The sequence below is a fragment of the Nonomuraea sp. SBT364 genome, from assembly GCF_001083785.1.
In the GTDB taxonomy this organism is placed as follows: domain Bacteria; phylum Actinomycetota; class Actinomycetes; order Streptosporangiales; family Streptosporangiaceae; genus Nonomuraea.
Map to the genome: position 1 here is coordinate 1 of NZ_LAVL01000032.1, position 12,902 is coordinate 12,902.

The 12,902-nt window shown below is 72.8% G+C and carries 13 protein-coding genes; 5 read left to right on the forward strand and 8 right to left on the reverse strand.

Features of this window, described 5'->3' with window-relative positions; genetic code table 11:
- Nucleotides 1-149 precede the first annotated feature (149 nt).
- The gene (locus tag ADY59_RS17185; RefSeq protein ID WP_049563292.1) at nucleotides 150-848 is read right to left on the reverse strand and encodes a response regulator; all 699 of its coding nucleotides are present in this window, start codon (nucleotides 846-848) and stop codon (nucleotides 150-152) included.
- Complete coding sequence (locus tag ADY59_RS53385) at nucleotides 845-2,446, reverse strand: sensor histidine kinase (protein ID WP_269433611.1); 1,602 nt, start codon at nucleotides 2,444-2,446, stop codon at nucleotides 845-847. Before ADY59_RS53385 ends, ADY59_RS17185 begins: the two co-directional genes overlap by 4 nt.
- Nucleotides 2,447-2,574: 128 nt before the next feature.
- Here ADY59_RS53385 and ADY59_RS17195 point away from each other — a divergent pair, with 128 nt between their 5' ends.
- Nucleotides 2,575-3,192 (forward strand): class I SAM-dependent methyltransferase, encoded by a 618-nt coding sequence (locus ADY59_RS17195; protein WP_049563294.1) that lies wholly within the window; start codon nucleotides 2,575-2,577, stop codon nucleotides 3,190-3,192.
- The gene (locus ADY59_RS17200; protein WP_049563296.1) at nucleotides 3,192-4,373 is read left to right on the forward strand and encodes an acyl-CoA dehydrogenase family protein; all 1,182 of its coding nucleotides are present in this window, start codon (nucleotides 3,192-3,194) and stop codon (nucleotides 4,371-4,373) included. The genes ADY59_RS17195 and ADY59_RS17200 overlap by 1 nt, the downstream gene beginning before the upstream one ends.
- A gap of 84 nt (nucleotides 4,374-4,457) precedes the next feature.
- Here the strand turns inward: ADY59_RS17200 and ADY59_RS17205 are convergent, their stop codons facing one another.
- From ADY59_RS17205 to ADY59_RS17215, 3 genes are read right to left on the reverse strand one after another with little or no spacing between them, the layout of a single operon-like run.
- Nucleotides 4,458-5,267: an enoyl-CoA hydratase/isomerase family protein gene (locus tag ADY59_RS17205; protein WP_049563298.1), complete on the reverse strand. Its 810-nt coding sequence runs from the start codon at nucleotides 5,265-5,267 to the stop codon at nucleotides 4,458-4,460.
- Nucleotides 5,264-6,178, reverse strand: a complete 915-nt coding sequence (locus tag ADY59_RS17210; protein ID WP_049563299.1) for an alpha/beta hydrolase — start codon at nucleotides 6,176-6,178, stop codon at nucleotides 5,264-5,266. The genes ADY59_RS17205 and ADY59_RS17210 overlap by 4 nt, the downstream gene beginning before the upstream one ends.
- 10 nt (nucleotides 6,179-6,188) lie before the next feature.
- Complete coding sequence (locus tag ADY59_RS17215; RefSeq protein WP_049563301.1) at nucleotides 6,189-6,875, reverse strand: gamma-glutamyl-gamma-aminobutyrate hydrolase family protein; 687 nt, start codon at nucleotides 6,873-6,875, stop codon at nucleotides 6,189-6,191.
- Nucleotides 6,876-7,306: 431 nt separating this feature from the next.
- Between ADY59_RS17215 and ADY59_RS17220 the strand changes: the two genes are divergently transcribed.
- Complete coding sequence (locus ADY59_RS17220) at nucleotides 7,307-8,425, forward strand: globin domain-containing protein (protein WP_049563302.1); 1,119 nt, start codon at nucleotides 7,307-7,309, stop codon at nucleotides 8,423-8,425.
- Nucleotide 8,426: 1 nt separating this feature from the next.
- Here ADY59_RS17220 and ADY59_RS17225 read toward each other — a convergent pair whose 3' ends face one another.
- On the reverse strand, nucleotides 8,427-9,218 hold the full coding sequence (locus ADY59_RS17225; RefSeq protein WP_049563303.1) for a helix-turn-helix domain-containing protein: 792 nt from the start codon (nucleotides 9,216-9,218) through the stop codon (nucleotides 8,427-8,429).
- A 143-nt stretch (nucleotides 9,219-9,361) separates the two neighbouring features.
- Between ADY59_RS17225 and ADY59_RS17230 the strand changes: the two genes are divergently transcribed.
- Together ADY59_RS17230 and ADY59_RS17235 are read left to right on the forward strand one after the other, a co-directional pair.
- The gene (locus ADY59_RS17230) at nucleotides 9,362-10,441 is read left to right on the forward strand and encodes a WD40/YVTN/BNR-like repeat-containing protein (protein WP_049563304.1); all 1,080 of its coding nucleotides are present in this window, start codon (nucleotides 9,362-9,364) and stop codon (nucleotides 10,439-10,441) included.
- Nucleotides 10,442-10,444: 3 nt separating this feature from the next.
- A complete protein-coding gene (locus ADY59_RS17235; RefSeq protein WP_053174846.1) occupies nucleotides 10,445-10,753 on the forward strand; it encodes a hypothetical protein in 309 nt (102 codons plus the stop codon).
- Nucleotides 10,754-10,757: 4 nt separating this feature from the next.
- On the opposite strand, the gene thyX is transcribed toward ADY59_RS17235, so the two are convergent.
- Both thyX and ADY59_RS17245 read right to left on the reverse strand, forming a co-directional pair.
- Nucleotides 10,758-11,468, reverse strand: coding sequence for an FAD-dependent thymidylate synthase (thyX, locus tag ADY59_RS17240; RefSeq protein WP_049563306.1), 711 nt, complete (start codon nucleotides 11,466-11,468; stop codon nucleotides 10,758-10,760).
- Nucleotides 11,469-11,732: 264 nt separating this feature from the next.
- Entirely contained in the window at nucleotides 11,733-12,878 is a 1,146-nt protein-coding gene (locus ADY59_RS17245; protein ID WP_049563307.1) for an amidohydrolase family protein, read from the reverse strand.
- Nucleotides 12,879-12,902 lie beyond the last annotated feature (24 nt).

The following is a 12,902-nucleotide window of genomic DNA, read 5'->3' on the forward strand; positions in this document are numbered from 1 at the left end:
TACAAGGAGAGGCCGTCAGACAAGTTCTACGCCGGTCCGGTGGGCTGGGAGTGGATATTAAGGGAGTGGCGGTGGGTGTGGTCGGACAGGGCGGTCGTTCCGGTCGGTGACAAGCCCGGAAGGACCCCCCCCGCCGGCGCCGCCGGTCGTCAGCCTGGCGGGTTACCCGCCGGTCCGCCACGCGGCGGACGGACGGTGCGGAAGGAGGCGTCGACGAGGCCGGCGCGGTGGGCGACGACGGCGGCCTGGATGCGGTTGCGCAGGCCGAGCTTCTCCATGGCGGCCGCGATGTGGGTCTTGACGGTGGTGACGCCGACGTGCAGTTCCTCGGCGATCTCGGCGTTGGACAGGCCGGTGCCGACCAGGGCGAGCACCTCGATCTCGCGCTCGGTGAGGCCGCGCGGGGCGGGGGCGGCGGCTTGTTCCTCGGCGTCGAGGAAGCGGTCGACGACGCGGCGCAGCACGGAGGGGGCCAGCAGCTGCTCGCCGGCGTGGGCGCGGCGGACGGCGTCGACCATGCGCTCGGGCTCGTCGTCCTTGACGAGGAAGCCGACGGCGCCGGCGCGCAGGGCCGCGTACACGTTGGAGTCCTCGGCGAACGTGGTGAGGACGACGACACGGGTGGCCGGCCGGGCGGCGAGCACGCGGCGGATGGCCTCCAGGCCGTCGACGCGGGGCATACGCAGATCCATGAGGATGACGTCGGGCAGGAGGCGCTCGGCCAGGCGCACGGCCTCGGCGCCGTCGTCGGCCTCGCCGACCACCTCCATGTCGCTGTTGGCCTGCAGCAGCATCCGCACGCCGGCGCGGACGAGCACCTGGTCGTCGGCGATGAGGACGCGGATCACGCGATCCCCCTGGCGGCGGGCAGGTTGGCGGCCAGCACCCAGCCGCCGTCCTCGTCGGGCCCGGCGGTGAGGGTGCCGCCGACGGTTCTGACGCGTTCGCGCATGCCCGCGAGGCCCCGCCCGGAGGAGGGCAGGCGCTCGATGCCGGTGGGCGGCCGGCCGTTGCGGATCTCGACGGCGAGGCTGTCGCCGGCGGATCGGACGGAGACGCGGACCTCGGTGCCGGGTCCGGCGTGTTTGAGCACGTTCGTGAGGCCTTCCTGGACGATGCGGGCCGCCGAGGTGCGGGCGACGAGCGAGGTGTGGTCGGTGCCGGGGTCGAGGTCGAGGTCGACGACGAGCCCGGCGGCGGACATCCGCTCGGCCGCCTCGCGGACCACGTCGGCCGGGTCGGCGAGCAGGTCGGGCTGGCGGTCGGGGTCGCGCAGCAGGTCGATGAGGCCGCGCAGGTCCTCCAGCACCTGGTGGCCGGTCTCGCGGATGTCGGTGAGCGCGTCGGCCACCGGGCCGTCGGGGGCGGTGTAGCGGGCGGCGCTGGCCCGCAGCACCATGGCGCCGACGTGGTGGGCGACGATGTCGTGCACGTCGCGGGCGATGCGCTCGCGCTCGGCGAGCTGGTCGGCGCGGACCTGCGCCACGGTGAGCCGGGTCGACTCCCGTACGCGGAGCCGTTCGGCCGCGGCGGCGGCCTGCTTGATGCCCAGGTAGCGGCCGATCGCGACGGGGGTGATCACCAGGGCGCAGAGCACGGCGGCGCGGAAGCCGGTGACCTCGGTGCCGGGGCCGACGACGGCGATGGCGGCCAGCAGGCAGGTGGCCAGGTAGGCGACGACGGTCCAGGTCCAGGAGGCCACCCGCATCGCGAACACGCTCAGCGCGATGAGCGTCAGCACCAGGCAGCTGTTGACCACCTCGGGCAGGTAGGTGTCGGCGGCGACGAGGACGATGCCCTGGAGGAGGAAGACCAGCCCGGGTAGCCGGCGGGCGACGCCGAGCGCGAGCCCGGCCCCCACGGCGAACAGGCCGATGACCCAGGCGGGGTGGCCGCCGCTGTGCCAGCTCGTCCAGGTGCTGAGCACGGTCTGGGCGACGCCGCCGGCGGCCAGCAGCACGTCGGGGGTGATGTCGCGCTGTTCGAGCTCGCCGATCGAGCTGCGCAGGTAGCCGCCGACGATCACCGGGAAGATCGTGATGCCGGCGGCGTACATCCACGAGTTGGCGGTGAAGGCGACGCCGGGGTCGGCGAGGTTGACGGCGGTGGCGACGCCGCTGGCCGCCATCGCGATGATCACCGATCGCCAGCCGGCGCTGTAGGCGGTGACGCCGACGGCGACGAGCAGCAGCACCTGGGCGGTGTTGGAGCTGAACGCCCCGGCCTGGTCGGTGCAGGCCAGCGCGGCCGACAGCCACAGCGCGGTGGGCAGCGGCCAGCGCCGCACGAACCCCATGGGCGCGCCGACCAGCAGCGCCAGGGGCCCGACCGTGTATGCGGGCGGCAGGTCGCCCATCCGCGCCTGGCCGGACATCAGCAGGTCGAGGCTGACTCCGGCCGCGGCGAGGAGCAGGTCGAGGGGCGCGCCGCGCCAACGCCAACTCATGAGGTCAAAGGTATCCACGCCGCACTCGTGGACAGTCCTCCCGGCGGAGGATGGCGCCTCCTCCAAGTGGCCGGATCCGCGGCCCGATGACGGACTCCCCTGTGCGATCTTCCCCGTACCGTCGGTGCATGCCCAACGACAGCGCACTGTTCCTCGGTCAGTTCCTGCGTGCACCGGCGACCATCGGCGCGTTCGCGCCCAGCTCCCAGCGGCTGGCGGCGGCGGTCTGCGCGCCGGTGCCGGAGCGCGGCGAGCCGACCGTCGTCGAGCTGGGGCCGGGCACCGGCCCCTTCACGGCGGAGATCCAGCGCAGGCTCGCCGGCCGGGGTCACCACCTGGCCGTGGAGCTGAACGAGCCGATGGCCACGCTGCTGGCCGAGCGTTTCCCCGCGGTGGACGTGGTGAACGGCGACGCCGCCGAGCTGGCCGGCCTGCTGACGCAGCGGGGGCTGCGGCAGGCCGACGTGGTGGTGAGCGGGCTGCCGTGGGCGGCGTTCCCGACGGAGCTGCAGCTCGCGCTGCTGGGCGCGGTCACCGCGGCGATGAGCCCGGCGGGGGCGTTCACCACGTTCTCCTACATCCACGCGATCCCGCTGAGCTCGGCCCGCCGGTTCCGGTCGCTGCTGTCGGAGCGGTTCGAGGAGGTGGTGGCGGGACGCACGGTGTGGCGCAACGCTCCCCCGGCGTTCGTCTTCCACGCGCGCCGCCCTCGCCCGCCGGCAGAACTTCCTTCTACGATGATGTGATGGACTTCACCCTCCCCGACACCGCCCTGGACGTGCAGCGCGGCGTGGCCGCCATCTGCTCCCGCTACGACCTGGACTACTGGCAGCGCTGCGAGAGCGACAAGCGGTGGCCGCAGGAGGTGTGGGACGAGCTGGCCAAGGGCGGCTGGCTGGGGCTGGCGGTGCCGGAGCGGTTCGGCGGCGGCGGGCAGGGGCTCCTGGAGCTGGCCGTGGCGACCGAGACCATCGCGGCCTCGGGCGCGGCGGGCGGCTCGGCCTTCACGTACGTGCTCACGCCCGGGTTCGGGGCGCTGACGCTGAGCCGGCACGGCAGCGCCGAGCAGCAGGCGGAGCTGCTGCCGGGCCTGGCGTCGGGCGAGGTGGAGACATGTTTCGCGCTGACCGAGCCGGACGCCGGCTCCAACGCGCTGGCGATCACGACGTCGGCCCGCCGCGACGGCGGCGACTACGTGATCAACGGGCAGAAGATCTGGATCACCGGCGTGCAGCGGGCCACCTGGATGCTGCTGGTCACCCGGACGATCCCGGCGGCCGAGGCGCGGCCGCGCAGCGCCGGGCTGACGGTGTTCCTGGTGAACGTGCCGGAGGCGGTCGCGGCGGGGCGGCTGACCTACCGGCCGATCCCCAAGCTGGGGGCCAACACCACGCCGTCCAACATGGTCTTCCTCGACGACCTGCGGGTGCCCGCCTCGCGGGTGGTGGGGCGGGTGGACGAGGGCGCGGCCGTGCTGTGGGACATCCTCAACCCCGAACGCGTCCTGCTGGCCGCCTCCGCCCTGGGCGGGGCCGAGGTGGCCTTGCGCGTCGCGGTGGACTACGCGAAGGAGCGGGAGGTGTTCGGCCGGCCGATCGGCGCCAACCAGGCCATCGCCTTCCCGCTCGCCCAGGTCAAGGCGAAGATCGAGCTGGCCCGCCTGATGATCTACAAGGCCGCGTGGTCGTTCGACCGGCGGCTGCCGTGCGGCACCGAGGCCAACATCGCCAAGCTGACCGCCTCGCAGGCGGCGTGGGAGGCGGCCGACGCCGCGTTCCAGACGCACGGCGGGATGGCCTACTCGCTGGAGTATCCGGTGGCCAGGCTCCTCACCGACGCCCGGATCGGGAAGGTGGCACCTGTGACCGAGGAGCTCCTGCTCAACTACCTCGCGACTCAGGTGCTCGGCCTGCCCCGCGGGTTCTGACCCGCGGGCCGCTGCTTCGTCCCCCCAGGCGGCGTTCTCGGCCCCGGCGGACAGGCCCTGGGTCTGTCGCCCGCTGGCAGTCCGCTACCCGGAGGGCGGGGGTGAAACCACTGCTCCACCGAAGGACGGGGGCCGCTTCTCGCGCAGCGCGCGGACGCCCTCCGCCACGTCGGGGCCGGTGAAGCCGAGGAACTCCATGGCCAGCGAGGCGTCGAAGGACGGCCCGGCCAGGCGCAGCCAGTTGTTGAGCGCGTACTTGGTGAGCCGGATGGCCTCCTGCGAGCCGGCGGCGAGCCGGACGGCGAGGCCGAGGGCCGTCTCGTGCACCGCGTCGTCGTCGACGCAGAGGCTGACCAGGCCCATCCGCTCGGCCTGCTCGCCGGTGACGGGCTCGCACAGCAGCAGGTGGTACTTGGCCTTGGCCAGCCCGCACAGCAGCGGCCAGATGATGGCGGCGTGGTCGCCGGCGGCGACGCCGAGCCTGGTGTGGCCGTCGATGATGCGCGCGGTGCGGCCGGCGACGGACACGTCGGCCAGCAGGGCGACGGCCAGCCCGGCGCCGACGGCGGGGCCCTGGACGGCGGAGACGATCGGCTTGGAGCAGTTGAGCACGTTGTAGACGATGTCGCGGGCCTCGGTGAACACGCGCAGCCTGGTGGCGTGGTCGCGGGTCATCTCCTCGATCATGGACAGGTCGCCGCCGGCCGAGAACGCCTCGCCCTCGCCGCGCACCACCACGGCCCGCACGGAGTCGTCGCGGTCGACGTCGCGCCAGATCTCGGCCAGCTCGCGGTGGCCGGTGAGGTCGACGGCGTTGAGCTTGCGGGGCTCGCTGATGGTGATCCGCAGCACCCCGTCGGCGGGGGTGTCGGTCTTGAGCCGCTCGTAGGTCACAGGAACTCCCTCAGCCGCCCGGCCACGTAGTCGCGCGCCTCGGCGGCCTGGTCGAACAGGCGCGGCAGGCCGAAGAAGCCGTGCACCGCGCCGTCGAACCTCTTGACCTCGACCGGCACGCCCGCCTCGGCCAGCCGCCGGCCGTAGCGCTCCCCCTCGTCCCGCAGCACGTCGCAGCCGGCCGTGACCACGGTGGCGGGCGGCAGCCCTTCGGCCGAGGCCAGCCGCAGCGGGGACAGGCGCGGGTCGGCGCGGTCGGCGTCGCCCGCGTACTGCCGGACGTACCAGTCCATCTCGGCGGCGTCGAGGCCGTAGCCCTTGGCGAACTCGGTGTAGCTGGGGGTCTCCGGTGAGGCGTCGAGGACCGGGTAGACGAGCACCTGGTGGGCCAGCCGCAGCCCGGCGTCACGCGCCTGCCAGGCGGCCACGGCGGCCAGGTTGCCGCCCGCGCTGTCGCCGATCAGCGCCACGCTGCCGGTGCTCTGGTAGAAGGCGGGCCTGGCGAAGATGTCGCGCAGCACGGTCCAGGCGTCGTCGGCCGCCGCCGGGAACGGATGCTCGGGGGCGAGCCGGTAGTCGACCGAGACGACCACCGCGCCGGTGCGGATGGCCAGGTCGCGGCCGAGCGCGTCGTTGCGCTTGACGCTGCCGAACACCCAGCCGCCGCCGTGGAAGTAGACGAGCACGGGCAGCGGCTCGTCGCCCCGGTCGGCGCGGTAGATGCGGATCGGCACCTCCCCGGCCGTCTCGTCGCGGACGAAGGGCAGCTGCGGCAGCGGCCCGCGATGCTCGGCGAACCCGTCGACGGCGCGCAGCTCCTGGATCTTCGCCAGGTCGAGCGTGGCCAGGTCGGTGTCGAGATCCGACGGATAGGCGGCGACGAACGCCCGCGCCTGGGGGTGCAGCGGCATGATCCGAAGCCTAGCGGGCCGCCTCCACGAACGCATCGAACAGGCCGTTGTCGTCGCCGCGTTCCGGATGCCACTGCACACCCACGGCAAAGCGGTGCCCCTGCAGCTCGACGCCCTCGACGATCTGGTCCTCGGCCCAGGCCACGGCCAGCAGCCCGGTGCCGAGGCGGCGCACCGACTGGGTGTGCGGGGCCACGACCTCCACGTGGTCGCCGACCGCCTTGCCGAGCTTGCTGGACACGCTGACCTGGATGCGGTGCCGGGCGCCGGGCTCGCCGTGGCGCTCGCTCTCCAGCATCTCCGGCAGCCACGGGATGAGGGTGCCGCCCTGGGCGACGTTCAGCACGTGCATGCCGCGGGCGATGGCCAGGACCGGCACGTCGGCCCGGACCGCCGCCCTGGCCAGGGCCAGCTCGAACCGGTCGCGCTGTGGCTGCGGGGCGGGCACCCGCTCGTCCTGCTCGTCGCCGTAGGCCGAGGCGGCGACCTCGACGCCGCCGGTCAGCACCACGCCGCGCAGCCCGCGTACGTAGTCGTCGATCGCGTGCGGGGCGAGCGGCGGCAGCACCACGGGCGCGCCGCCGGCCCGTTCGACCGCCTTGGCGTAGGCCGGTGGTGACAGCACGGCCTCCCGGACCCAGACATCCCAGCGGGCGGCTTCGAAGTAGGCGGTGATGCCTATCAGCGGTCGGGACATGCGATCTCCAGGGGGCGCTATCTCCAGGTGGCGTCGCCGGTCGCGGCAGCCACATGCCCATCATGACGCACACCATTTCGCCTATGTCGCTTCTCCCACAGATCTCCTCGCTCCTGCCCGTCTGACGTTCTCCCGCTCCGGGGGGATCTGCCGCCGCACTTCGGAAGGGCGATACGAATAGAATTATTATTCACATTTAACGACCGAAATCCTTTTAGCGCCGAATACAGCTAATAACCTGCCCGTCACGGATAGTTCAGATCCGCACCTCATTGGGGCGAATCGGTTGTGAGGTCCAGGAGGTGGTGTAACACTGGATTTCGAGCGATCGGACGTGCCGGGGTACTCCGGACGCTCGTCACCCGGAGCCGTCAGGGAGGTGGGACGACACGACCGGAATGCGTTTCCGGTCAATAGGACGGGTTGGGTATATGTCGTTGAATCCGCGCCTGGTCAAAGAGAGCTTCTCCATCATCGAACCGGTGGCCGGCAAGGCGGCCGCCTACTTCTACGGCCGCCTGTTCGCCGAGAACCCGCACTTGAGGGGCATGTTCCCGCCCTCGATGGACGTACAGCGGGACCGGCTCTTCCATGCGCTGACCCGCATCGTGTGGAGCCTGGACAGCCCGGACAGCATGGCGTCATATCTCGGACAACTGGGGAGGGATCATCGTAAGTACGGCGTCATCGCCGACCACTACACCGCCATCGGCTCGGCCCTGCTGGCCACCGTGCGGCGCTTCGCCGCCGACATCTGGACCAGCGAGATCGAGGCCGCCTGGGTGGCGGCGTACGAGGCGGCCGCCACGCTCATGATCGAGTCGGCCGAGGCCGACGCGGGCGTGTCACCCGCGTGGTGGCTGGCGGAGGTCGTCGACCACGAGCGCCGCCGCCCGGACATCGCGGTCGTCACGCTGCGGCCCACGCAGCGCCTCCCGTTCACCGCCGGGCAGTACGTCAACGTGCAGACCGCGCGCTGGCCCCGGGTGTGGCGGACGTTCAGCATCGCCAACGCGCCGCGCGCCGACAACACCATCCGCCTGCACGTGCGCTCGGTCCCGGGCGGCTGGGTCTCGACCACGCTGACCAGGGACACCCGCATCGGCGACAGCGTCATGCTGGGGCCGCCGATGGGCACGCTGGCCGCGCCCGGGAACGACGCGCGTGACCTGCTGTTCGTCGCGGGCGGCACCGGCCTGGCGCCGCTGAAGGCGATCATCGAGCAGGTGATCGCCTCCGGCCGGCGCCCGAACATCCACCTGCTGTACGGCGCGCGGACCTCCCGCGAGCTGTACGACCTGCCCGACCTGATCAGGATGGAGGCGGCCTTCCCCTGGCTGCGGGTGCTGCCGGTGGTGTCGGACGAGCCGGGCTACGAGGGGATGCGCGGGCGGCTGCCCGAGGTGACGCAGCGCTTCCACTCCTGGGCCGAGCACGAGGTGTTCGTGTGCGGCCCGGCCGCCATGGTGAGCGAGACGGTCCGGCGGCTGCAGGGCGACGGCGTGCCGCTGTCGCGCATCCACCGCGACGTGGTGCACGGCGAGGGGTGAGTCACCGGAACGCGGCGGCGGTCTCCTCGTCGTTCGGCCAGAACGTCTCGATGGCCAGCTCGGAGACCGTCACGTCCACGGGCGTGCCGAACGTGGCGATCGTGGTGAACATCGACAGCACCCGGTCGCCGTCCCGGATCCGCAGCGGCATCAGGATGTCGGCGGGCCCCGGCGCGTGCATCACGTTGAGGTCCACGCCCGGGTAGGTGTAGGCGGCGAGCTCGTCGTGCAGTTCGGCGAGCCGCCCGCTGCCCGACACCTCCGCCTGCCTGCGCAGCCGGTGCAGCAGGTGGGCGCGGACCTCGGGCAGGTTGACGAGCCTGCCGCCCATCGCGTCGGGGTGCAGCGACAGCCGCATCACGTTGACCGGCTCGGCCAGCAGTTCCTCCGGCACCCCCGCCATGAACATCCCGGCCGCCGCGTTGGCCGCCACCAGGTCCCAGCCGGCGTCCACGACCAGCGCCGGGTACGGCTCGTGCCCGGCCAGGATCTTGTCCAGCGCCTGCCGTACCAGCTCCAGCTCCGGCGCGCGCACCTCGCGCTCCGGGAACACCGGCGCGAAACCGGCGGAGACCAGCAGCCGGTTGCGGTGCCGCAGCGGCACCTCCAGCTCCTCGGCCAGGCGCATGACCATCTCGCGGCTCGGCCGGGCGCGCCCGGTCTCCAGGAAGCTGACGTGCCTGGAGGACACGTCCGCCTCGATCGCCAGGTCGAGCTGGCTCACGCGGCGCCGCTGACGCCACGAGCGCAACAAATCACCAAACGTCTCTTCTTGTACGGCAATAGCTCCCATATCAGGAACCGTAGTGGCTGGCGGGAAGTGTCTCGATTACCTCCTGGGTAACCGTGCGGCAAATCGCCCAGTCCTCGCCAGTGCCCGCCCATCGCCGGGAAGCGCGTGGCACGATGGCCGGAAGCGAACATGGGAGCGATGCCATGACTGACGCAATGCTCGCGATCGGCACCCGTAAGGGCCTGTTCCTCGCCCGCTCCTCCGGCGGGAGCGCCTTCGAGGTCGAGCCGATCCAGTTCTCCACGGTCGCGGTGCACGCGGTGGCGATCGACACCCGCGGCACGACCCCTCGCCTGCTCGCGGGCATCGAGTACGGCCACTTCGGCCCGTCGGTGCTCTACTCCGACGACCTCGGCAAGACCTGGCAGGAGGCCGACCGGCCGCCCATCGCCTTCCCCGAGAAGACGGAGGCGACGCTCACGAGGGTCTGGCAGCTGACCCCGTCCCCGTCGGAGCCCGGCGTGGTCTGGGCGGGCGCGGAGCCGGGCGCGCTGTTCCGGTCCGAGGACGGCGGCGTCACCTACAGCCTCGTCGAGGGCCTGTGGGAGCACCCGCACCGCCGGCACTGGCAGCCGGGCGGCGGCGGGCTGTGCCTGCACACGATCATCTGCCACCCGGCCGACCCGCGCGTGATGGCGGTGGCGGTCTCGGCCGCCGGCTTCTACCGCACCGCCGACGGCGGCCTGTCGTGGGAGGCGGCCAACCAGGGCATCCGCGCGCCCTTCCTGCCCGAGGGGCAGCAATACCCGGAGTTCGGCCAGTGCGTGCACAAGGTCGCCATGCACCCGTCCCGGCCCGGCCGCCTCTACCTGCAGCACCACTTCGGCGTCTACCGCAGCGACGACTTCGGCGGCACCTGGACCGACATCGGCTCGGCGCTCCCGTCGGACTTCGGCTTCCCGATCGTGACCCATCCCGCCGAGCCCGACAGCGTGTACGTGCTGCCGCTGCACGCCGACCTGGACCGGACACCGGTCGGCCACCGCTACCGCCTCTACCGCAGCGACGACGCGGGAGGCGCCTGGCGGCCGCTGGAGCGGGGGCTGCCCGAGGGCCCGGTCTACGCGACCGTGCTGCGCGACGCGATGACGTTCTCCGAGGCGGGGCTGTTCTTCGGCACCCGCGACGGGGAGGTGCACGGCTCGCGCGACGCCGGCGAGAGCTGGGAGCCGATCGCCCGGCACCTGCCCGACGTGCTCACCGTGCGCGCGGCGGTGCTGTGATCCATGGCCAAGTCCGTGACCATGGTCGTGTTCGTGCTGCCCGCCTCGCTGCGGCGGTGGGTGAGCGGGCGAACCGAGGTGAAGGTGTTCGCGGTGGGCGCCGATCATGAGTCGCCGCCCACCCTGGGCTCGGCCCTCGACATGCTGCGCCGCACGCATCCGCTGCTGGAGGAGCGGATCCGCGACGACTACGGGCGCATCCGCCGCCACATCAGCATGATCGTGTGCGGCGAGAACTCCCGCGGCCTCGGCGGCCTCGACTGCGCGCTGCCGCCGGGCGCCGAGGTCTACGTGCTGCCGGCCCTGGCCTGAGCCGTCACGGGGCGACGCGGCCGTTGGCGACGAAGGCGGCGTGGGTCAGGGGCATGAGCTCCGCCCACACCGCCTCCATCCGCTCGGCCACCATCTCGATCTCACGCTGCGGGAACGACGGCACCCTGGCCTGCTCGTGCTGGGTGCGCAGCGACAGGAAGTGCATGAGCGAGCGGGCGTTGCAGGTCGCGTACATGGTGGAGAACAGGCCGACCGGCAGCACCGCGCGGGCGACCTCGCGGGCCACGCCCGCCTCCAGCATCTCCTCGTAGGCGGCGTAGGACTGGCGGTAGGCGCTCTCCATCTGCTGCGTGACGAGCTTGTGCTGCTCCGGCGTGCCGTCGACGAACACGTAACGGCCCGGCTTGCCCTCCTGCACCAGCTTGCGCCCCTCGCCCGGCACGTAGAAGGACGGCTGCAGCTCGCGGTAGCGGCCGCTCTCCTCGTTGTAGGACCAGCCCACCCGGTGCCGCTGGAACTCCCGGAAGACGAAGATCGGCGCGCTGACGAAGAACGTCATGGAGTTGTGCTCGAACGGGCTGCCGTGCCGGTCGCGCATCAGGTAGTTGATCAGCCCCTTGGACCGCCCGGGGTCCTTCTCCAGCTCCGCCAGCGACTGCTCGCCGGCCGTGGACACGCGTGCCGCCCACAGCACGTCGGTGTCGGACGCACTGTGTTTGACCAGCTCCACCGTCACGTCGTCCAGAAACCGCACTCGAGGATCCCCCTCCGTCTCGACACAGGCCGCCCGCCATCGTACGCCCGCCGCGCCCCGGTCAGCGGCGCGGCGGGCGGGTACGGCACACCGGTCAGCAGCGGCCCGCCGGCCGGTGGCGGGTGACCAGGTCGGTGTCGGCGGCCCGTGCCTTCGTGGGCCGCCCGCACGATGCCCGCGGTGGCGTCGCCGTCCGCGCTCCGCAGCCAGACCAGGTACCGGGACGTCGGGACGGGCATCGCCGCGGGGCCGTGGCGGGACGGGTCAGAGGCGGTAGACGCGGCGGGCGTTGCCGGAGCCGATCATGCAGGCGATCCTGGCCGCGTCGGCGGCGCTCCATTCGCCGTCGTCGAGGCGGGCCTTGAGGGCACGGCCGAGACCGAGGCGGAAGTAGAGCGCCCCGAGCAGGCACGTCTCGGCCACCCCCCGGCAGCCCGACCCGTACAGGATCTTGTGGAAGGGGGCGAGCTCCAGCAGTTCGGCGATGACGGCGCCGGAGCCGGAGCCGGTACGGGCGAGCGCGGGGCCGCAGTCGACGTACACGTGCGGGAAGACGTGCGCGAGGTGGGCGGCCTGCCGCTGGTACGGGTAGCAGTTGAGCAGGATGACCGGCACCCCGATCGGCTGCAGCGCGCGGATGAAGCCGGTGAGCGCGGCCGGGTCGGCGCCGCGCAGGGCGACGGCGGCGTCGCCGGCGCCGGTGTGGAACTGCATCGGCAGGCCGCGTTCGCGGGCCACGTCGGCGGCGGTCCAGAGCAGGTGGCGCAGCAGCACCGGCTCCGACAGCCGCTGTTTGGGGTCGGACAGCCGGCGGTTGGCGGCGGCGATGACCGAGCCGCGGCTCGGCCTGGACGCCTCGAAGCCGAGGCCGAGCCGTGCGGCGGCGGCGGTCTTGAGCCCGACGGCCCGGGTGGCCCGGGCGGCGAGTTCGTCGCCGAGGCTGTCGAGGTAGTCGAGGGCGATGTTCGCGGTCTCGGCGACGTCCTGCTCGATCTGCTCCAGGCGGACGATCTCGTCGGCGGCGGCCGCGCCGGCGCGGCCCATCTCGCCGGCCGACAGCAGGTCGAGGCTTTCCACGCCGCTGTCGACGAGGAAGGCCACGATCCCGGCGGCGCGCAGCAGCAGCCGGTTGACCTCGTCGGGCCCGAGCTCGGCCCGGCGGGCCAGGTAGAGCGCGGGGGCGGCGTGCGGCTCCAGCCCGAGCACCGGGGCGCACCAGCGGCGGATGGCCGCGCCGGCCGGGGTGTCGAAGTGGGTGGTGCCGGGCGGCGCGGGGCTGGTGTCGTCGTTGATCAGCAGCTCGAACTGCGCCCTGGACAGCTCGTCGCGGCGCACCCCGTGGCAGGCGTGGTCGACGAGCGGGGCGAGCAGGGCCTCACGCACCGTGTCGGGCAGGTCTACGGGGAGCATGCGGGGAACTCTAGGGGCTCTCCG